We start from the raw sequence: 20,431 nt of genomic DNA, 5'->3' as shown, positions 1-20,431 counted from the left end.
ACCTCGTGAGAACGTGAAAAGTAATTCGGGAAGAGTCGGTTTTACAGGCTCAGAGTGTACCCGAACAACTTTTCAGACACATAGGGTCCACTTGTGACTGATTGGTATTTTTAAGTCATCACCACGCAAACGCCTCCGCAGGCAGACTCATCAGGCATTCGCTGCCCGCTTCCACGGCCGCGCGATGGGTAGCCGTACGCGGCAGTAGACGCTTGAAGTAGAACTCGCACGTGGCCAACTTGGCCTTGGCAAAATTGCCATCTGGCTGTTCAAGGGCAGCGATCGCCATGCGCAGCCACAGGTACGCGAGCACCACGTAACCGCTGTACATCAAGTAATCCACCGCCGCCGCGCCCACTTCATCGGGGTTCTTCATCGCGGCCATGCCGACCTTCGTGGTCAGCTCACCCCACTCCCCGTTCAACTGATTGAGTTGCGCCACATAGCCCTTGAGCTGAGGGTGCTCGGCATTCGCGGCACAGAACTTATGCACGATTTTGGTAAACCCACGCAGCAACTTTCCCTGGCTGCCCAGCACCTTGCGCCCCAGCAGGTCGAGGGCCTGGATGCCGTTGGTGCCTTCATAGATCGGCGCAATCCGCGCATCGCGGGCCAGTTGTTCCATGCCCCATTCGCGGATGTAACCGTGGCCACCGAAGATCTGCATGCCGTGGTTGGTCACCTCAAGGCCAGTGTCGGTCATAAAGGCTTTGCAGATGGGCGTGAGGAACGCCAGCAGGTCTTCGGCCTCCTGACGCTGCGCCGCGTCCTTGCTCAGGTGCGCGGTGTCGAGCAATTGTGCGGTGAAGTAGGTCAGCGCACGGTTACCTTCGTTGAAGGCCTTCATGGTCAGCAGCATGCGGCGCACATCAGGGTGCACGATGATCGGGTCGGCGGCTTTGTCCGGGGCCTTGGCGCCAGTCAGCGAGCGCATCTGCAGACGGTCGTTGGCGTACTTGATCGCGCCCTGGAAGCTCGCTTCGCCGTTGCACAGGCCCTGCATGCCGGTGCCCAGGCGCGCATGGTTCATCATGGTGAACATACAGTTGAGGCCCTTGTTCGGCTCACCGATCAGGAAACCCTTGGCCCCATCGAAGTTCAACACACAGGTTGCGGACGCCTTGATGCCCATCTTGTGTTCGATGGAACCGCAGTGCACCGCATTGCGCTCGCCTGTGTCGGCATGGAACTTGGGCACGATGAACAGTGAGATGCCCTTGGTGCCCGCCGGCGCATCCGGCAGCTTGGCCAGCACCAGGTGAATGATATTGGCGCTCATGTCGTGCTCGCCGGCCGAGATGAAGATCTTGCTGCCGGTGACCGCATAGCTGCCGTCCGCCTGGGGCACGGCACGGGTCTTGATCAGGCCCAGGTCGGTGCCGCAGTGGGCTTCGGTGAGGCACATGGTGCCGGTCCATTCGCCCGCAGTGAGTTTGGTCAGGAACGTGTCTTTCTGCTCGGCGGTGCCGTGGGCGTGGATCGCCGACATCGCGCCGTGGGTCAGCCCCGGGTACATGCCCCAGGAGGTGTTGCTGGAGCCGATCATCTCGCTCAGCACCAGGCCGAGCGACTGCGGCAAGCCCTGGCCACCGTAGGCCGGGTCCGCTGCCACGCCGTGCCAGCCGCCCTCAACGTACTGGGCGAAGGCTTCCTTGAAGCCCTTGGGCGTGGTGACCACGCCATTGTCGAAATGGCAGCCTTCTTCGTCGCCACTGCGGTTGAGCGGCGCGAGCACGTTCTCGCAGAATTTTGCGCCTTCTTCGAGGATCGCAGCGACCATGTCCGGGCTGGCATCGGTCGCGCCCAATGCGGCGTAGTGGCCGTGGAAATCAAACACGTTGTCGATCAGAAAGCGCATGTCGCGAAGGGGAGCTTTGTACTCAGGCATGGCAATGTCTCCGTCAGCAGATGGTTTCAACCTACTGCCGGCCAACGCCCGGAACAATCACTGTAGAACCGCTGAATACACCACCATCACTCAACCGGCAGCGCTCTCCATGCGCACCGCGCCACGCCGGGTCTGCCCGGACGCCACCACGCAGTTGCGCCCCGCGCCCTTGGCGGCGTACAGCGCCTGGTCGGCGGACTTGAGCACTTCCTCGGGCGTGCGCTGCTCGGCCTGGCGTTCGGCCACGCCGATGCTGATGGTCACTGAGACACTGGAGGCACCGCTGCCTGAACGGCGCTGGCGACCCTGCTGATCGTCCTGGGGGCGGTCCGAATGACGCAGTTTGATGTCGTAGTCGGCGATGATCTCGCGGATCGCCTCCAGGTGCGGCATGCATTCATCCAGGGTCTTGCCGGCGAACACCACGGCGAATTCTTCACCGCCGTAGCGGTACGCGCGCCCGCCGCCGTTGACCTTGGACAGCTTGCTCGCCACCAGCCGCAATACCTGGTCGCCCACGTCATGACCATGGGTATCGTTGAAGCGCTTGAAGTGGTCGACGTCGCTCATCGCCAGCACATAGTTGCGCCCCAGCCGCTGCATGCGCTCGTTCAGCGCACGACGCCCCGGCAGGCCGGTCAGCTCATCGCGGAAGGCCATTTGATAAGCCTCGTGGGCCACACCGGCGGCGATCATCAGCATCACCTGGCTGCACATGATATTCAGGGTGAAGGGCAGGATGAACGTCTGCGGCAACATCCAGAACAGGCCGAGCAACCCCACCAGTTGCGCCGCATGCAGCGGGCGCGGCTGGTACCAGTATTGCGCTGCCAGGGTCAGGAAGCCGATCAGGAACATCGGGTAAGACAACTGGATCAGGCTCATCCAAGTGCCATGCAGCGCCGGCCAGCGGATCTCCGCCAGCCAGTTCAGCACCGCCTGGGGATAACTCTGCTCCAGCGCCAGCGCTACGCTGCCGACCGCCAGCAACACCGCGCCACGGGCAACGAAGTCACGAAACAGGTGGGTCTTCTCCTGCCACAGAGCGTAGATGCTGAACAACAACGGCAGCAGCAGGCAGCACAGGTGAAACACCACCGCGGCGTCTTCGCGCACGCGACCATTGTCGCGGTAGAAGTCGGTCTGGGTATCGAGCAGGAAGTAGACGATGTACACCGTGATCATCAGGAACAGTTCACGCTGGCGGCGGTACACCGCGCAGTACGAACCACCGAGCAACAGCACCAGGGTCGGCAACACATTGAACAGCGAGGTGAAGAAGACGTTGAGGTCCTTGACGTACGCAGCCGAGAGCCCGGCCAGCAAGAGCAGCAACGAAGGGAGAAAGTGACTGAAACGTACAGCGGACACGCGTGACAAGGGTAAAACTCCGACCCGCAAAAAATGATGGCACTGTGCCTTTATGCAGACAGTTAAACACAACCCGTCGAACATGTATCACATTGCCATCACTGTAACGGCAGCCGACAGTAATCCCTGAGTGCTGCGCTGTGGTTTTTTATCGGGTACAAAAAAGCCGCCGCTCCCGCAAGGGAGCGGCGGCTCTGCAAGTGAACCCCGGTAAGGCTTAGTAAGCCAGGCCGAAGTCTTCTTCTTTCATGTCCATCAGGTTGTTGGCGCCCGACAGCATGGTGGCCACGTGCGTACGGGTACGCGGCAGGATGCGCTGGAAGTAGAAGCGCGCGGTCTGCAGCTTGGCGGTGTAGAACGCTTCTTCGGTGGTGCCGGCAGCCAGTTTCTCGGCCGCCAGGCGCGCCATGTCGGCCCAGAAGTAAGCCAGGCAGGCGTAACCGGAGTACATCAGGTAGTCCACCGAGGCGGCACCCACTTCTTCACGGTCTTTCATCGCGGCCATGCCGACCTTCATGGTCAACTCGCCCCACTCTTTGTTCAGCGCAGCCAGCGGTGCAACGAATTCTTTGACCGCTTCATTGCCTTCGTTGGCCTGGCAGAACTTGTGCACGATCTTGGTGAAGCCCTTGAGCGCTTCGCCTTGGGTCATCAGCACTTTACGGCCCAGCAGGTCGAGGGCCTGGATGCCGGTGGTGCCTTCGTACAGCATCGAAATGCGGCTGTCGCGAACGTTCTGCTCCATGCCCCACTCGGCGATGAAACCGTGGCCGCCGTAGATCTGCACACCGTGGTTGGCCGATTCAAAGCCGACTTCGGTCATGAAGGCCTTGGCGATCGGGGTCATGAAGGCCAGCAGGCCGTCCGCCTGTTTCTTGGCTTCGTCGTCGGTGCCGTATTTGACGATGTCCACTTGCTTGGCAGTGAAGTACACCATCGCACGGTTGCCTTCGGCGAAGGCCTTCATGGTCAGCAACATGCGGCGCACGTCAGGGTGCACGATGATCGGGTCGGCGGCTTTGTCCGGTGCTTTCGGGCCGGTCAGGGAGCGCATTTGCAGGCGATCGCGGGCATATTTCAAGCCGCCCTGGAAACCGATCTCGGCATGGGACAGGCCTTGCAGCGCGGTACCCAGACGAGCGGTGTTCATGAAGGTGAACATGCAGTTCAGGCCTTTGTTCGCCGGGCCGATCAGGAAACCGGTGGCCGCGTCGAAGTTCATCACGCAGGTGGCGTTGCCGTGGATGCCCATCTTGTGTTCCAGGGAACCACAGCTCACGGCGTTGCGCGCGCCAATCGAGCCATCGGCGTTGGGCAGGAACTTCGGCACGATAAACAGCGAGATGCCTTTGGTGCCGGCCGGTGCGTCCGGCAGGCGGGCCAGTACGATATGGACGATGTTGTCGGCCATGTCGTGTTCACCGGCCGAGATGAAGATCTTGGTGCCGGAGACCTTATAGGAACCATCAGCCTGAGGTTCGGCCTTGGTGCGCAGCATGCCCAGGTCGGTGCCGCAGTGTGGCTCGGTCAGGCACATGGTGCCGGTCCATTCGCCCGACACCAGTTTGGTCAGGTAGGCCTCTTGCTGCTCGGGGGTGCCGTGCTCGGAGATGGTGTTCATCGCACCGTGGGACAGGCCCGGGTACATGCCCCACGACCAGTTGGCGGTGCCGACCATTTCGCTCACGGCCAGGCCCAGGGATTCCGGCAGGCCTTGGCCGCCGTGCGCCACGTCGTGGGCCAGGCTTGGCCAGCCGCCTTCGACGAATTGTTTGTAGGCTTCTTTGAAACCGGTAGGGGTTTTGACGCCCGACTCACTCCAGGTGCAGCCTTCGATGTCGCCCACGCGGTTCAGCGGTGCCAGCACTTGCTCACAGAACTTGGCGCCTTCTTCAAGGATGGCGTCAACCATGTCCGGGGTAGCGTCCTGGCAAGCCGGCAGGCTCTGATAGTGCGCTTCATAGCCAAGCAGTTCGTCACGAACGAAGCGAATATCACGCAAGGGGGCCTTGTAGTCAGGCATAGCGATAAACCTCTGCTGATGTATCTGGAATGAACAACCGCGTGGAAGTGTGGGGCGGTCAAACAGGTGTTTGAAACATACGTTTACCACTTGGGGATGTCAAGCGTCGTCCGGATGCCGTTTGTCATGACGCGAATCAATGGCGCGCACTGCAACGCTTGCGGCAAGACGCCACATGACTGCGGGAGTGTAGAAGTTCAGAAGGACGGCACAGTAAAAATGTGGGAGGGGGCTTGCCCCCGATAGCGCCATGTCAGCCATACACACATTGGCTGATCCATCACTATCGGGGGCAAGCCCCCTCCCATATTTTTTAGCGCCAGCAGATCAGGCGTAGGTATCGATCAAGGTGCCGAGCATTTCATCCGAAGCCTTGGCGACTTTGGCGCCGAGCTCCACTTGGAATTTGCCCTGGGCCATTTCAACCATATTGCTGGCCGAGTTGGACGGCTGGGCGCGGTCGTTGGCTTGCAGACGGTCGCTTTGCGCATCCGATGGCTGGGTAGTCGCGGCGCTGGCAATTCTGCCGGCGGCCTGATCGACACGGTTCTGTCCGGACTGAATACTGCTCAGGCCCGAATAAAACGCGCTGCTTCCAGAGATTTCCATGGCGTAAGCCTGCCTTTAGAGAATCGTGAAGTTGAATTGAAGCAGATATCCCGTCAAAGGGCTCGTCAAAAACACTAATGGCATAATGCCTTGTCGATAGCCAAAATCAGTCAAGCAGGTCCAACTGTAAGTACTCGGCAACCGCTTCAGCCCCGGCGTGCTTGAGTTTCGGCACACGCCCCAGGCATGGCGCAGGCAGGCGCTCGGCCAGGGTGGCGAGGTTTTCTTCCAGACGGGAGGTCTTGGGCTCGATGATATTGGCCACCCACCCGGCCAACTGCAGGCCGTCCCGGGCGATGGCTTCGGCGGTCAGCAAGGCATGGCTGATGCAACCCAGGCGCACGCCCACCACCAGGATCACCGGCAACTTCAGCGCCATGGCCAGGTCCGACAGGTTCGCCTGATCGGCCAATGGCACCCGCCAGCCGCCGGCGCCTTCGATCAGGGTGAAATCCGCTTGCCGTGCCAGGATCTGCTGCATGGGCTTCAACAACGATTGCACGGTGAGCGAGAAACCCGCCTCCCGCGCCGCCAGGTGGGGAGCGATGGCCGGTTCGAAGGCCACCGGGTTGACCTCGGCATAACTCAACGGCAACGAGCATTCGGCCAGCAACGCCAGTGCATCGGCGTTGCGCAAGCCCTTGGGCGTGACCTGGCAACCGGAGGCCACCGGCTTGCCAGCCGCGGTGCTTCTACCGGCTTGCCGCGCCGCGTGCAACAGGCCGGCGGCGATGGTGGTCTTGCCGACATCGGTGTCGGTGCCGGTGATGAAGTAGGCGGCGCTCATAGAGGTTTCTCCAGTACGGCATACACCACTTGGTAAGTCGCCGGCAGGCCTTGGGCCTGGCGGAACCGCTCATACGCGTGCACCAGTGCAACAATCCGCGCGCGCCCCGTCAACCCACCGGGGCGACCGGGGTTGAGGTTATGCGCGCCCAGGGCCTTCAATTCGTGGGTCAGGCTGCGTACATCCGGGTAATGCAACACATGAGGACGGCGCTCCAGGCTCACCACCCGCAGGCCGCTGGCCGCACACAAGTGTTGATACGCCTCGAAGGTGCGGAAACGATTGACGTGCACCAGGCCATCCGCCGCACGCCAGCTTTCGCGCAGTTCTTCCAGGGTGCCCACGCAGAGACTGGCGAAGGCCAGCACTCCGCCCGGTTGCAACACCCGATAGGCTTCGCTGAGCACCGCCTCGAAATTCGCACACCACTGCACCGCGAGGGAGGAAAACAGCAGCTGCACGCTCTCAGCTTTGAGCGGCAAGCGTTCAGCGTCGCCGGCGATGAAGTGCTCGGCGCCACCCAGGGGGCGTGCGTGGTTGAGCATGCCTTCGGCGATATCCAGCGCGATGCCTTCGCTGGCGGGCCACTGTTCACCCAGCACGCGACTGAAATAACCGGTGCCGCAGCCCATGTCCAACCAGCGTTGCGGCGCGGTATTGCCCGGCAGGCGCGCCAGCAATTGGCTGCCCACCGCCCGCTGCAATTCGGCAACACTGTCGTAACTGGCGGCGGCACGGGAAAAGGACGCCGCCACCTGGCGCTTGTCCGGCAACGCGCCCGGCAGCGGGGCGTGGGATAAATCAGTCATCGACGCACTCATGCAAAAAAGCCTGGATGGCCCCCGCTACACCGTGAGGGTCTTCCAGAAGAAACGCGTGGCCGGCCTGTTCAATCAGGCCGATTTCAACATCCGGCAGCAGGGCCAGCAGGTCGCTGGCGGCTTCGGCGGGTACCAACCCGTCCAGGCCGGCGAACAGGTGCAACTGCGGGCCGCGATAGGCCAATAAGGCTTCACGGGTATCCAACTGGGCGAGTAGCTCAAGGCCGGGCATCAACACACTGGACGGCGTGTTCGGCGCGCCACTGACCAGCAGCCGCGACAGTCCGCGCGGGTCTTCGGCGCCCTTGGCGCACAACAGGCCGAAGCGCTTGAGGGTGACCTGGGAGTCGGCATGGCAGCCCGCGAGGAACGCGTCGAAGGTCTCGGCGGGCATCGCGCTTGGCCAGCCAGCGTGGGCGACGAAACACGGGTTACTCGCCAGAGTCAGCAGGCCGCAGCAACGTTCGCCACGCCGCGCCGCCAGTTCCGAAGCCAGCATGCCGCCCAGGGACCAGCCGCCCAGCCAGGCGTTGTCTGGCAGCGTGGCGTCGAGTTCGTCGAGCCACTCATTCAGGTCGCTGGAATCCAGTGCGGGCAACGGTTCGATCTGCACCTGCAGGTGCTCGTCCAAACCTTGCAAGGCGGCGGCCAACGGCTCCAGCGGCGATACACCGAGGCCCCAGCCGGGCAGCAATATCAGTCGATCACGCATGGTTGGGCCCCGAACTGCCTGACAAGCGGAAACACGCTTCCAATGCGTTTAACAATAGCTGCACCTGCGCCGCGCTGTGGGCCGCCGTCAATGTCACGCGCAGACGCGCACTGCCGGCGGGCACGGTCGGTGGGCGAATAGCTGTGACCATCAGGCCGCGCTCGCGCAGCATCTGCGACAGCCGCATGGCCTTGGCGCTGTCGCCGATCAGGATGGGTTGGATCGGCGTGAAGCTGTCCATCAGGTCCAGCCCAAGCTGCTCGGCGCCCTGGCGGAACTGGCTGATCAGGCGGTTGAGGTGCTCGCGCCGCCAATGCTCAGTGCGCAACAGTTCCAGGCTTTTCAAGGTGGCGCAGGCCAGGGCGGGCGGTTGGCTGGTGGTGTAGATGTACGGGCGGGCGAACTGGATCAGGCTTTCGATCAGCTCTTCACTGCCGGCCACAAACGCCCCGGCCGTGCCGAACGCCTTGCCGAGGGTGCCGACCAGCACCGGCACGTCCTCCTGGCTCAGGCCGAAATGCTCGACGATGCCGCCGCCGTTGGCGCCCAGGGGGCCAAAACCATGGGCGTCATCCACCATCAACCAGGCGCCTTTGGCCTTGGTTTCGCGGGCCAGCGCGGGCAGGTCGGCCAGGTCGCCGTCCATGCTGAACACACCATCGGTGACCACCAGGGTATTGCCGGTAGCTTTCTCCAGGCGCTTGGCCAGGCTCTGCGCATCGTTATGCAGGTAACGCTTGAAACGCGCCCCCGAGAGCAAGCCCGCGTCCAGCAGCGACGCATGGTTGAGACGGTCTTCCAGCACCGTATCGCCCTGCCCCACCAACGCCGTGACCGCGCCGAGGTTGGCCATGTAACCGGTGGTAAACAGCAGCGCACGCGGGCGACCGGTGAGGTCGGCCAGGGCTTCTTCCAGTTCATGGTGCGGCGTGGCATGCCCGACCACCAGGTGCGAAGCGCCGCCGCCCACACCCCAACGGGAGGCACCGGCGCGCCAGGCCTCGATCACTTGCGGGTGATTGGCCAGGCCCAGGTAATCGTTATTGCAGAACGCCAGCAGCGGCTGGCCGTCCACCACCACTTCCGGGCCTTGGGGGCTGTCGAGTAGCGGGCGTTGGCGGTAAAGGTGTTCGGCACGACGGGCAGCGAGGCGCGCGGCGAGATCGAAAGACATGCTGGCCTCGGTTTAACGGTAAAAATGTGGCGGGGATCTAATGTGGGAGGGGGCTTGCCCCCGATTGCAATCGGTCAGTTGATGCAGGTGTCGACTGACCCATCGCTATCGGGGGCAAGCCCCCTCCCACACAAGCCGTTTCCCACAGCTGTATGGCGTTTAAATCAAACGACAGCGTTGTAGAACTGCTCGCTGCTCTTCTGCTCCACCAACGCCTGCTCGATTGCCGCCTGATGCACTTCATCGGCATGTTCTTCACGGGCTTCCGGCAGGATGCCCAGGCGCGCGAACAGTTGCATGTCCTTGTCAGCCTGCGGGTTGGCGGTGGTCAGCAACTTGTCGCCGTAGAAGATGGAGTTGGCACCGGCAAAGAACGCCAACGCCTGCATCTGCTCGTTCATCGCCTCACGGCCGGCCGACAGGCGCACGTGGGACCTCGGCATCAGGATGCGCGCCACGGCGAGCATGCGGATGAAGTCGAACGGGTCGATATCTTCGGCGTTTTCCAGCGGTGTCCCCGCCACCTTCACCAGCATGTTGATCGGCACCGACTCCGGATGCTCCGGCAGGTTGGCCAGCTGGATCAGCAAATTGGCGCGGTCGTCGAGGGACTCGCCCATGCCGAGGATGCCGCCGGAGCAGATCTTCATCCCCGAATCACGCACATAGGCCAGGGTTTGCAGACGCTCGCTGTAGGTGCGGGTGGTGATGATGCTGCCGTAGAACTCCGGCGAGGTGTCGAGGTTGTGGTTGTAGTAGTCCAGGCCGGCCTGGGCCAGGGCTTCGGTCTGGTCCTGGTCAAGGCGGCCGAGGGTCATGCAGGTTTCCAGGCCCATGGCCTTCACGCCTTTGACCATTTGCAACACGTAGGGCATGTCTTTGGCCGACGGGTGTTTCCAGGCGGCGCCCATGCAGAAGCGGGTCGAGCCGATGGCTTTGGCGCGGGCCGCCTCTTCGAGGACCTTCTGCACCTCCATCAGCTTTTCTTTTTCCAGGCCGGTGTTGTAGTGGCCCGACTGCGGACAATATTTGCAATCTTCCGGGCAGGCGCCGGTCTTGATCGAGAGCAGCGTCGACACTTGCACACGGTTGGCGTCGAAATGCGCGCGGTGCACGGTCTGCGCCTGGAACAGCAGGTCATTGAACGGCTGCACGAACAGCGCCTTGACTTCGGCGAGGGACCAATCGTGACGCAAGGTGGCGGTGGTGCTGGCGCTCATGGGCGATTCCTTGATTATGCTTTGGCAAGCGCTGCGGGAAGGGCAATACCCACAGGCACGACACGGATGCTCGGCATATTTAAGGAAGATTCATGCACTGTCAACCAAGATACAAACACCAGGTTTACATCTGGTTAAATAACATACAAACCTGTTTAATCTGTGATGAAGCGACACCTTCCGCCCATTGTGTGTGCAACGTCTGCGAAACCGAGCTGCCCTGGCTCATGGAGCACTGCGATGTGTGTGCCCTGCCCTTGCCGATGGAGGGTTTGATCTGCGGGCAATGCCAAAGAAATCCCCCCGCGTTTAAACAGGTCATCGCCCCCTGGTCCTACCGCTTTCCCATCGACAGCCTGATCAGCCGCTTCAAGCATCAGGCACGCTGGCCCCTCGGGCAGATGCTGGCGTGGCTCCTGGCGCAGCACCTGCAACATCGCTTTGACAATACCGAACTCGTACGCCCCGAGTGCCTGCTACCGGTGCCCATGGCGCGCAAGCGCCTGCGCGAACGCGGCTACAACCAGGCGTTGATGCTGGCGCGCTGGCTCGGCAGCGACTTGAACATCCCCCACGATGAACAGCTGTTGTTACGCCCCCATGAAACCGTGGCCCAACAAGCCCTTGACGCCAAGACCCGTCAACGCAACCTGCTCGGCGCCTTCGCCCTGGCGCCCGACGCCCAGGTGCAGGGCCGGCATTTCGCCCTGGTCGACGACGTGCTGACGACCGGCGCCACGGCCCACAGCCTGGCGCGGTTATTGATGAACGCCGGTGCGAAGCAGGTCGATGTGTATTGCCTGGCCCGCACGCCCAAACCGGGCAGTTGACTTGACTCCGGCGCACCTTGCCCGCAACGTTCGGCTCATCCCAGCCAAGCGTATCCCCATGTCTCTGCCAGCCTCCCTCAGCCAACACATCATTCGCCGCCCCCAGCGCATTGCCTTGCTGGCGCATATCGCCGAGCAGGGTTCCATCACCCGCGCGGCCAAAAGCGCAGGCTTGAGTTACAAGGCGGCGTGGGATGCCATCGACGAGTTGAACAACCTGGCACAAAAGCCGTTGGTAGAACGCAGCGTGGGCGGCAAGGGCGGCGGCGGTGCCAAGCTGACGACCGAAGGTGAGCGCGTGTTGCGTCTGTACCAGCGTCTGCAAGTGCTGCAAGCCGAGGTGCTGGGCTCCGATGAAGCCGCCAGCGACTTCAACCTGCTCGGCCGCTTGATGCTGCGCACCAGCGCGCGCAACCAATTGCATGGCCAGGTCATCGCCATCGAGCAGCAGGGCCGTAACGATCTGATCCGCCTGCAACTGGCCGGCGGCCTGAGCCTGGACGCGCAGATCACCCACGACAGCACGCAGCGCCTGGAGCTGGAAACCGGTGTGGAAGTGGTCGCATTGATCAAGGCCGGATGGCTGGAACTGCTCCCATCCAAGCAATCTGCAACACCTGGACACAATTGCATGAGCGGCACCGTCGACGCCATTCTCGACGCCGACGACGGCCCAGGCGAAGTGCGCATCGCCCTGCCCAATGGCCAGGTTTTATGCGCCCTGGCGCGGCCCGACGCACTCAAGGACGTGGGCGCCGTCGTAGGTAAAACCATCACCGTGCAGTTCGCGCCGAGCAATGTGCTGCTCGGTACGCCGGTGTAGTCGCAGCCCGTCTTCAAACTGCAACCATTTCGTCACGCCCGCTCCTTATGGTGTCTGCAAAAACCGCAGGGAGCCTGAGATGAGCCTATTAGAAGAAAACCAAGCCACCGACCTTGAACAGATGGTCGGCCTCACCCGCCGCCGCTTTATCGGCGCTGGCGCCCTGTGCGGTGCCGCAATGTTCCTCGGTGGCAACCTGCTGAGCCGCAGCGCCCTGGCCGTCAACGCCGCCAGCGCCAGCCCACTGCTGGGCTTTACCAGCATCGCCGCCGCCACCAGTGACACCATCACCTTGCCGCCAGGCTACAGCGCCTCGGTGCTGATCAGTTGGGGCCAACCGCTGAGCAAGAACGCACCCGCCTTCGACCCGTCCGGCAACGGCACGGCCAAGGCCCAGGAGCAGCAGTTCGGGGACAACAACGACGGCATGAGCCTGTTTGCCTTCCCGGGCGACGACAACCGTGCGCTGATGGCGATCAACAACGAATACACCAATTACCGCTACCTCTTCGCCCACGGCGGCGCGCCGCAATCGGCCGAAGACGTGCGCAAGGCCCAGGCCAGCGAAGGCGTGTCGGTGATCGAAGTGCGGCGCAAGGGCGACACCTGGCAGTTCGTGCAGGACTCGCGCTACAACCGGCGCATCCACGGCAACTCGCCGATCAACCTCAGCGGCCCCGCCGCTGGCCACGCCTGGCTGAAAACCAGCGCCGACAAAACCGGCAAGAAAGCCCTCGGCACCTTCCAGAACTGCGCCAACGGCAAGACGCCGTGGGGTACTTACCTGACGTGCGAAGAGAACTTTACCGACTGCTTTGGCAGCAGCAACCCGCAACAAACCTTCGACGTCGGGCAGAAACGCTACGGTGTGGTGGCCGCCAGCAAAGACATCAACTGGCACCCGCACGACCCGCGCTTCGACATCGCCAAGAACCCCAACGAACTCAACCGCCACGGTTGGGTGGTGGAAATCGACCCGTTCGATCCCAAGTCCACGCCGGTCAAGCGCACTGCGCTGGGCCGCTTCAAGCACGAAAACGCCGCCCTGGCCGAAACCCGTGACGGCCGCGCCGTGGTGTACATGGGCGACGACGAACGCGGCGAGTTCATCTACAAGTTCGTCAGCCGCGACCCGATCAACCACCACAACCCCAAGGCCAACAAGGACCTGCTCGACCACGGCACCTTGTACGTGGCGATCTTCGACGCGGGCGACGGCAACGCCGATCACCCCAAGGGCAAGGGCCAATGGGTCGAACTCACCCACGGCAAGAACGGCATCGACGCCAGCACCGGTTTCGCCAGCCAGGCCGAAGTGCTGATCCACGCGCGCCTGGCCGCCAGCGTGGTGAAGGCCACGCGCATGGACCGCCCGGAATGGATCGTGGTCAGCCCCACCGATGGCCAGGTCTATTGCACCCTCACCAACAACGCCAAGCGCGGTGAAGACGGCCAGCCGGTGGGCGGCCCCAACCCGCGTGAAAAAAACGTCTACGGCCAGATCCTGCGCTGGAAGGCCGACGCGGATAACCACGGTTCCACTGAATTCAGCTGGGACCTGTTCGTGGTGGCCGGCAACCCGGGCGTGCACGCTGGCACGCCAAAGGGTGGCTCGTCGAATATCAACCCGCAGAACATGTTCAACAGCCCGGACGGCCTGGGTTTCGACAAGGCTGGACGCCTGTGGATTCTCACCGATGGCGACTACAGCAACGCGGGTGACTTCGCGGGCATGGGCAACAACCAGATGCTCTGCGCCGACCCCTCCACCGGGGAAATCCGCCGTTTCATGGTCGGACCGGTAGCGTGTGAAGTGACGGGCATCAGCTTCTCGCCGGATCAGAAGACGTTGTTTGTGGGGATTCAGCACCCAGGCGAAACCGGCGGTTCGACCTGGCCGGAGCATCTGCCGAATGGCAAGCCGCGCTCGTCAGTGATGGCAATTCGGCGGGATGACGGCGGTATCGTCGGCGCCTGACAAAGCCTCATCGGGGGCAAGCCCCCTCCCACACTGACTGTGTTCACAAGTCAAAATATGTGAATGCAGTCAATGTGGGAGGGGGCTTGCCCCCGATAGCAATGGCACAGCCCCCCCTATCTCAGCCCCGGTGCGTTACCATACCCGGCCGGACGCGGCGCCCTGCTGCGCGCAGGAGTTCGCATGGCCCACCCGTTTGAAACACTCACCCCCGACCTGGTCCTCGACGCCGTCGAAAGCATCGGTTTCCTCAGCGACGCTCGCGTCCTGGCACTCAACAGCTACGAAAACCGCGTCTACCAAGTGGGCATCGAAGACGCCGAGCCGCTGATCGCCAAGTTCTACCGCCCGCAGCGCTGGACCAACGCGGCGATCCTCGAAGAACACCGCTTCACCTTCGAACTGGCCGAATGCGAAGTGCCGGTGGTCGCGCCACTGATTCACAACGGCGAAAGCCTGTTCGAACATGCCGGATTCCGCTTCACCCTGTTCCCGCGCCGTGGCGGCCGCGCGCCGGAACCAGGCAACCTCGACCAACTCTATCGCCTCGGGCAACTGCTCGGCCGTTTGCATGCGGTGGGCTCTACCCGCCCGTTCGAACACCGTGAAGCCCTGGGCGTGAAGAATTTCGGGCACGACTCCCTCACCACCCTGCTCGAAGGCAATTTCATCCCCAAGAGCCTGTTGCCGGCCTACGAGTCCGTGGCCCGCGACCTGCTCAAGCGTGTGGAAGAGGTGTACAAGGCCACGCCGCACAAGAACATCCGCATGCACGGCGATTGCCACCCCGGCAACATGATGTGCCGCGACGAGATGTTCCACATCGTCGACCTGGATGACTGCCGCATGGGCCCGGCGGTGCAGGACCTGTGGATGATGCTCGCCGGCGATCGCCAGGAATGTCTGGGGCAACTGTCGGAATTGATGGACGGCTATCAGGAGTTCCACGACTTCGACCCGCGTGAACTGGCGCTGATCGAACCCCTGCGCGCCTTGCGCCTGATGCATTACAGCGCCTGGCTGGCACGCCGCTGGGATGATCCGGCGTTCCCCCATAGCTTTCCGTGGTTTGGCAGTGAGCGTTACTGGGGCGATCAGGTGTTGGCCTTGCGCGAGCAATTGGCGGCCCTCAACGAAGAACCCCTGAAACTCTTCTGACCTGTCGAGTTAAATGTGGGAGGGGGCTTGCCCCCGATTGCAGTCTGCCAGTTGATGCATCTGTGACTGACACACAGCAATCGGGGGCAAGCCCCCTCCCACCCAAAGCAAAGCAGATCACATTGCCCGCCAAATGTACTTACAATCACGCCTTTGTTAGCTGCCTAAGCAAGGATTCTGCAATGCAAGCCGCCAACCCCCGCAAGGGTTATATCCTGGGCCTGAGCGCCTATGTCATCTGGGGTCTGTTCCCGCTCTACTTCAAAGCCATCGCCAGCGTGCCCGCCGCAGAGATCATCGTGCACCGCGTGTTGTGGTCGGCGCTGTTCGGCGGTTTGCTGTTGATGGTGTGGAAACATCCCGGCTGGTTCCGCGAACTGCGCGACAACCCCAAGCGCCTGGCGATCCTGGCACTCAGTGGTTCGTTGATCGCGGGTAACTGGCTGACCTACGTGTGGTCGGTCAACACCGGGCGCATGCTGGAGGCGAGCCTGGGTTACTACATCAACCCGTTGGTGAATGTGGTACTGGGCATGTTGATCCTGGGTGAACGCCTGCGCCGTTTGCAGTGGGTCGCCGTTGGGCTGGCTGCGGTGGGTGTGGCGCAGCAGGTGTGGCAAGTGGGCAGCCTGCCGTGGGTATCGCTGGTACTGGCGTTGACCTTTGGTTTCTACGGGCTGATTCGCAAGCAGGCACCGGTGAAAGCCCTGCCGGGGCTGGTGGTGGAAACCTGGATGCTGGTGCCGATTGCGGTTGCATGGCTGCTGTTCAACCCGACCGCCCACAGTGCGCAGATGGAATTCTGGGGCACCTCCGAAGCCTGGTGGCTGGTCGCCGCCGGCCCGGTGACACTGATCCCGCTGGTGTGTTTCAACGCCGCCGCACGGCATTTGCCCTATACCGCCCTGGGCTTTTTGCAGTACGTCGCGCCGACCCTGGTATTGCTGGAAGCCGTGCTGCTGTTCGGCGAGCATCTGGCACCAAGCACTTTGACCGCCTTCGCGTTCATCTGGGCGGGCCTGGTGGTGTACAGCATGGACATCTGGCTCAGCGCACGCAAACGCTGATCAAATAACGTACAAACCTCTGCAAGCCATAATCTACGTGGCTTGCAGACATCCACCCCAAGGTTATCCACAACCTGATCCCCGCCATTTGTGCACAAGCCCTTGAAACTGCTCGTTTTTTGCTCAAGTAGCGAAGAACCCCGCACGGCGTGGCCTGGCGCCGGGTCTCTACAGGTTATCCACAGGCCCATGCAAGATTTCCATGCATAACCCTGTGGGCCGATTATTCCTCGTGATGCAGTTCCACCATCAGATCGTCCGCCAGGGTTTCCAGGGTCAACTGCAAGGCATCTAGGGATAACGCTGCCGGCACCTGCAGCAGCGCTTCAGCAGTAAACAACGGATCACCGCTCATGGGCGCCGGGCGCACGTCCGTGCTCAGGCTCTCCAGGTTCACGCCCTGCTTGCTCAGCAGCGCCGTAATCTCGCGCACAATACCCGCACGGTCATTGCCCACCAGCGTCATCATGATCGACTTGGAGGCCGAGGCCTGCCCGCTGCTGCCTTCGCCCACCAGCACGCGAATGCCATGTGTGGATAAGTCCTCCAGCGCGCCGACCAGCGCCTGACGGTTCTCTGTTGGAACGCTGACCCGCAGGATCCCGGCAAATTGCCCGGCCATGTGCGCCATGCGGCTTTCCAGCCAGTTGCCACCGTGGGTGGCAATATTCTGCGCGATGCGTTCAACCAGGCCGGGTTTGTCGGCGGCGATAATTGTGAGTACAAGATGGTCCATGGCGAAGCCCTCTGAATTCAATCTACAAGGTGGACTCGGAAGCCCTCGAAAACAAATCGTGTACCATTTTTATATTTATCTGGAACAATCCAATAGTTTTTTGAGAACATCCGGTTCTCCGCTGTGACCGTACGACCAAAGTGGGTCGCTAAACGACGTATTTAGTCTAATTTTCACAACCGCAAGTCATCATGTAGTATGCCCAACCGTGCACTACATAATGAAAATCTGAAAAAGCGCATAAGCTCCGCAGAGTGAGGCAAGCAATGACTGAACACGTTCAAGTCGGTGGCCTGCAGGTCGCCAAAGTCCTGTTCGACTTCGTGAACAACGAAGCCATTCCCGGTACCGGCATCACTGCCGACCAGTTCTGGGCCGGTGCCGACAAGGTCATCCACGACCTGGCACCGAAGAACAAAGCCCTACTCGCCAAACGCGACGATTTCCAAGCGCGGATCGATACCTGGCACCAGACTCACGCAGGTAAGGCGCACGACCCGGTGGCTTACAAAGCCTTCCTGCAAGACATTGGATACCTGCTGCCAGAAGCCGCGGATTTCCAGGCCACGACCCAAAACGTCGATGACGAGATCGCCCGCATGGCCGGCCCGCAGCTGGTGGTGCCCGTGATGAACGCGCGCTTTGCCCTCAACGCCTCGAATGCGCGTTGGGGCTCGTTGTATGACGCCCTGTACGGCACCGACGCCATCAGCGAAGCCGACGGCGCCGAGAAGGGCCAGGGCTACAACAAAGTCCGTGGCGACAAAGTGATCGCCTTCGCCCGCGCCTTCCTTGATGAAGCCGCACCGCTCAGCGCCGGCAGCCATGTGGATTCGACCGGCTACAAGATCGTCGATGGCACGCTGATCGTCAGCCTCAAGGGCGGCAGCAACAGCGGCCTGCGCGACGACGCACAACTGATCGGCTTCCAGGGTGACAGCGCCCAGCCGATTGCGATCCTGTTGAAACACAACGGCCTGCACTTCGAAATCCAGATCGACGCCAACACCCCGGTCGGCCAGACCGACGCCGCCGGCGTCAAAGACGTGCTGGTGGAAGCCGCGCTGACCACCATCATGGACTGCGAAGACTCCGTCGCCGCTGTGGATGCCGACGATAAAGTGGTGATCTACCGCAACTGGCTCGGCCTGATGAAGGGCGACCTGGCCGAAGAAGTGTCCAAGGGCGGCAAGACCTTCACCCGGACCATGAACGCCGACCGCGTGTACACCGGCGTAAATGGCCAGGACGTGACGCTGCATGGCCGTTCGCTGCTGTTCGTACGCAACGTGGGTCATCTGATGACCATCGACGCGATCCTCGACAAAGACGGCAACGAAGTGCCGGAAGGCATTCTCGACGGGCTGATCACCAGCCTGGCCGCGATCCACAGCCTCAACGGCAACAGCAGCCGCAAGAACAGCCGCACCGGTTCCGTGTACATCGTGAAACCAAAGATGCACGGCCCGGAAGAAGCCGCGTTCACCAACGAGCTGTTCGGCCGTATCGAAGACGTGCTGAAGCTGCCACGCAATACGCTGAAAGTCGGGATCATGGACGAGGAACGCCGCACCACGGTCAACCTCAAGGCCTGCATCAAGGCCGCCAGCGAGCGCGTGGTGTTTATCAACACCGGCTTCCTCGACCGTACCGGCGACGAGATCCACACCTCCATGGAAGCCGGCGCGATGGTGCGCAAGGCGGCGATGAAGGCGGAAAAATGGATCGGCGCCTACGAAAACTGGAACGTCGATATTGGTTTGAGCACCGGGCTGCAAGGCCGTGCGCAGATCGGTAAAGGCATGTGGGCGATGCCCGACCTGATGGCGGCGATGCTCGAACAGAAAATCGCCCACCCACTGGCCGGCGCCAATACCGCGTGGGTGCCATCGCCTACGGCGGCGGCGCTGCACGTGTTGCACTACCACAAGGTCGACGTGTTCGCCCGCCAGGCCGAGCTGGCCAAGCGCGAGCGCGCGTCGGTGGACGACATCCTGACCATTCCCCTGGCCAGCAACACCGATTGGTCTGACGAAGAGATCCGCAACGAGCTGGACAACAACGCCCAGGGCATCCTGGGTTATGTCGTCCGCTGGATCGACCAGGGCGTCGGCTGCTCGAAAGTGCCGGACATCAACGATGTGGGCCTGATGGAAGACCGCGCCACCCTGCGTATCTCCAGCCAGCACATCGCCAACTGGCTGCGCCACGGCATCGTCGACGAAGCCCAGGTGATGGAAAGCCTCAAGCGCATGGCGCCGGTGGTGGACCGTCAGAATGCCGGGGACAAGTTGTATCGTCCGCTGGCGCCGGATTTCGACAGCAACATCGCGTTCCAGGCAGCGGTGGAGTTGGTGATTGAAGGGACCAAGCAGCCGAACGGGTACACCGAGCCGGTGTTGCACCGTCGGCGTCGGGAGTTCAAGGCTAAAAACGGCCTGTAAATCAAAAAGCCCTGATCGAGAGATCGGGGCTTTTTCTTTGGGGTTGTGGTGGCTGAACTGGCGCTATCGGGGGCAAGCCCCCTCCCACAACTAATAGAACATGTGGGAGGGGGCTTGCCCCCGATGAGGCCGTTATAGACACCGCAGAATCAGGACGCCATCCCCAACTCCCGCTTCACCATCTTTGCCAATTTCACGCTATCAATCGGCTTGAGCAAAAAGTCCACTACGCTCAAGTGCATCGCATCGATCACGTCCGGCGCTTCGGCGTCCCCCGACATGATGATGATCGGCAACGCCGCCCGGGTGGATTCACGCACTTGTCGGATCAGTTCCAGGCCATTGCTGGGCGCCATGCGCAGGTCAGTGATCAACAAACCGATAGAGCTGCTGGACTTCAACAAATCCCACGCCGCCTCACCACTGTCGGCTGTCATGCAGCGAATACCGTCCAGCCCCAGGATTTCCGCCAGCAGTTCACGCGCGTCCTTGTCATCGTCAACAATCAACACGCGTTGTGGCGGTAAATCAGGCTCCAGCATCACGGCGCTCAGCGCCTCACGCTCGGCATCGCTCAAAATATCGTGGTCGGACATACGGTTCTCAGCAATTCTCATCTAGCTCCCAGCACACTCGTCAGACATCTGCGGAAGGGCGATCAATGTGCACTTCGTCGGAAAGTTTGACTAGTGGGTGTTCTACGGGGTTTGGACGATAGTCATGTAAGGTTTTTCCCTAGTTCTATGGTGTTTTCAGCGACCTAGACTTACGTCCAATGGGCACCCGCTGC

At 61.8% G+C, this 20,431-nt stretch carries 17 protein-coding genes; 6 read left to right on the top strand and 11 right to left on the bottom strand.

The window, feature by feature from the left end; translation table 11 throughout:
- Positions 1-118: 118 nt before the first annotated feature.
- From BMX59_RS07165 to bioB, 9 genes are all read right to left on the bottom strand, one after another.
- On the bottom strand, positions 119-1,888 hold the full coding sequence (locus BMX59_RS07165; protein WP_093120819.1) for an acyl-CoA dehydrogenase C-terminal domain-containing protein: 1,770 nt from the start codon (positions 1,886-1,888) through the stop codon (positions 119-121).
- Between the two features lie 90 nt (positions 1,889-1,978).
- On the bottom strand, positions 1,979-3,268 hold the full coding sequence (locus tag BMX59_RS07160; RefSeq protein ID WP_093120817.1) for a GGDEF domain-containing protein: 1,290 nt from the start codon (positions 3,266-3,268) through the stop codon (positions 1,979-1,981).
- Positions 3,269-3,476: 208 nt separating this feature from the next.
- Positions 3,477-5,282, bottom strand: coding sequence for a phenylacyl-CoA dehydrogenase (locus BMX59_RS07155; protein ID WP_071490261.1), 1,806 nt, complete (start codon positions 5,280-5,282; stop codon positions 3,477-3,479).
- Between the two features lie 327 nt (positions 5,283-5,609).
- Positions 5,610-5,891 carry a hypothetical protein gene (locus tag BMX59_RS07150; RefSeq protein ID WP_058426691.1) on the bottom strand — a complete coding sequence of 94 codons (282 nt, stop codon included), beginning with the start codon at positions 5,889-5,891 and terminating at the stop codon, positions 5,610-5,612.
- A gap of 106 nt (positions 5,892-5,997) precedes the next feature.
- A complete protein-coding gene (gene bioD / locus BMX59_RS07145; protein WP_092242245.1) occupies positions 5,998-6,678 on the bottom strand; it encodes a dethiobiotin synthase in 681 nt (226 codons plus the stop codon).
- The gene (gene bioC / locus BMX59_RS07140; RefSeq protein WP_093120813.1) at positions 6,675-7,487 is read right to left on the bottom strand and encodes a malonyl-ACP O-methyltransferase BioC; all 813 of its coding nucleotides are present in this window, start codon (positions 7,485-7,487) and stop codon (positions 6,675-6,677) included. The genes bioD and bioC overlap by 4 nt, the downstream gene beginning before the upstream one ends.
- A complete protein-coding gene (locus BMX59_RS07135) occupies positions 7,480-8,211 on the bottom strand; it encodes an alpha/beta fold hydrolase (protein ID WP_058426688.1) in 732 nt (243 codons plus the stop codon). Before BMX59_RS07135 ends, bioC begins: the two co-directional genes overlap by 8 nt.
- Positions 8,204-9,385, bottom strand: coding sequence for an 8-amino-7-oxononanoate synthase (gene bioF / locus BMX59_RS07130; protein WP_093120810.1), 1,182 nt, complete (start codon positions 9,383-9,385; stop codon positions 8,204-8,206). The genes BMX59_RS07135 and bioF overlap by 8 nt, the downstream gene beginning before the upstream one ends.
- Positions 9,386-9,549: 164 nt before the next feature.
- Positions 9,550-10,605 (bottom strand): biotin synthase BioB, encoded by a 1,056-nt coding sequence (gene bioB, locus BMX59_RS07125; RefSeq protein ID WP_093120807.1) that lies wholly within the window; start codon positions 10,603-10,605, stop codon positions 9,550-9,552.
- Between the two features lie 92 nt (positions 10,606-10,697).
- Here bioB and BMX59_RS07120 point away from each other — a divergent pair, with 92 nt between their 5' ends.
- The 5 genes from BMX59_RS07120 (at position 10,698) to rarD (ending at position 16,461) form a co-directional block, all read left to right on the top strand.
- On the top strand, positions 10,698-11,435 hold the full coding sequence (locus tag BMX59_RS07120; protein WP_093120804.1) for a ComF family protein: 738 nt from the start codon (positions 10,698-10,700) through the stop codon (positions 11,433-11,435).
- A gap of 58 nt (positions 11,436-11,493) precedes the next feature.
- Complete coding sequence (locus tag BMX59_RS07115) at positions 11,494-12,258, top strand: TOBE domain-containing protein (RefSeq protein WP_092242237.1); 765 nt, start codon at positions 11,494-11,496, stop codon at positions 12,256-12,258.
- A 79-nt stretch (positions 12,259-12,337) separates the two neighbouring features.
- Complete coding sequence (locus BMX59_RS07110; RefSeq protein WP_093120800.1) at positions 12,338-14,236, top strand: PhoX family protein; 1,899 nt, start codon at positions 12,338-12,340, stop codon at positions 14,234-14,236.
- A 183-nt stretch (positions 14,237-14,419) separates the two neighbouring features.
- Positions 14,420-15,394 (top strand): serine/threonine protein kinase, encoded by a 975-nt coding sequence (locus tag BMX59_RS07105; protein WP_092242232.1) that lies wholly within the window; start codon positions 14,420-14,422, stop codon positions 15,392-15,394.
- A gap of 182 nt (positions 15,395-15,576) precedes the next feature.
- On the top strand, positions 15,577-16,461 hold the full coding sequence (gene rarD, locus BMX59_RS07100) for an EamA family transporter RarD (protein ID WP_092242230.1): 885 nt from the start codon (positions 15,577-15,579) through the stop codon (positions 16,459-16,461).
- 223 nt (positions 16,462-16,684) lie between these two features.
- Here rarD and BMX59_RS07095 read toward each other — a convergent pair whose 3' ends face one another.
- On the bottom strand, positions 16,685-17,197 hold the full coding sequence (locus tag BMX59_RS07095; protein WP_092242227.1) for a glycine cleavage system transcriptional repressor: 513 nt from the start codon (positions 17,195-17,197) through the stop codon (positions 16,685-16,687).
- Between the two features lie 266 nt (positions 17,198-17,463).
- On the opposite strand from BMX59_RS07095, the gene BMX59_RS07090 reads away from it, so the two are divergent.
- A complete protein-coding gene (locus tag BMX59_RS07090; RefSeq protein ID WP_093120794.1) occupies positions 17,464-19,641 on the top strand; it encodes a malate synthase G in 2,178 nt (725 codons plus the stop codon).
- A gap of 149 nt (positions 19,642-19,790) precedes the next feature.
- On the opposite strand, the gene BMX59_RS07085 is transcribed toward BMX59_RS07090, so the two are convergent.
- Entirely contained in the window at positions 19,791-20,237 is a 447-nt protein-coding gene (locus tag BMX59_RS07085; protein ID WP_058426679.1) for a response regulator, read from the bottom strand.
- Between the last annotated feature and the right edge of the window lie 194 nt (positions 20,238-20,431).

The sequence above is a fragment of the Pseudomonas sp. NFR09 genome, from assembly GCF_900111535.1.
Classification (GTDB): domain Bacteria; phylum Pseudomonadota; class Gammaproteobacteria; order Pseudomonadales; family Pseudomonadaceae; genus Aquipseudomonas; species Aquipseudomonas extremorientalis.
Note: the sequence above shows the minus strand (reverse complement) of the source record. Positions and strands in the feature narration are given on the sequence as shown.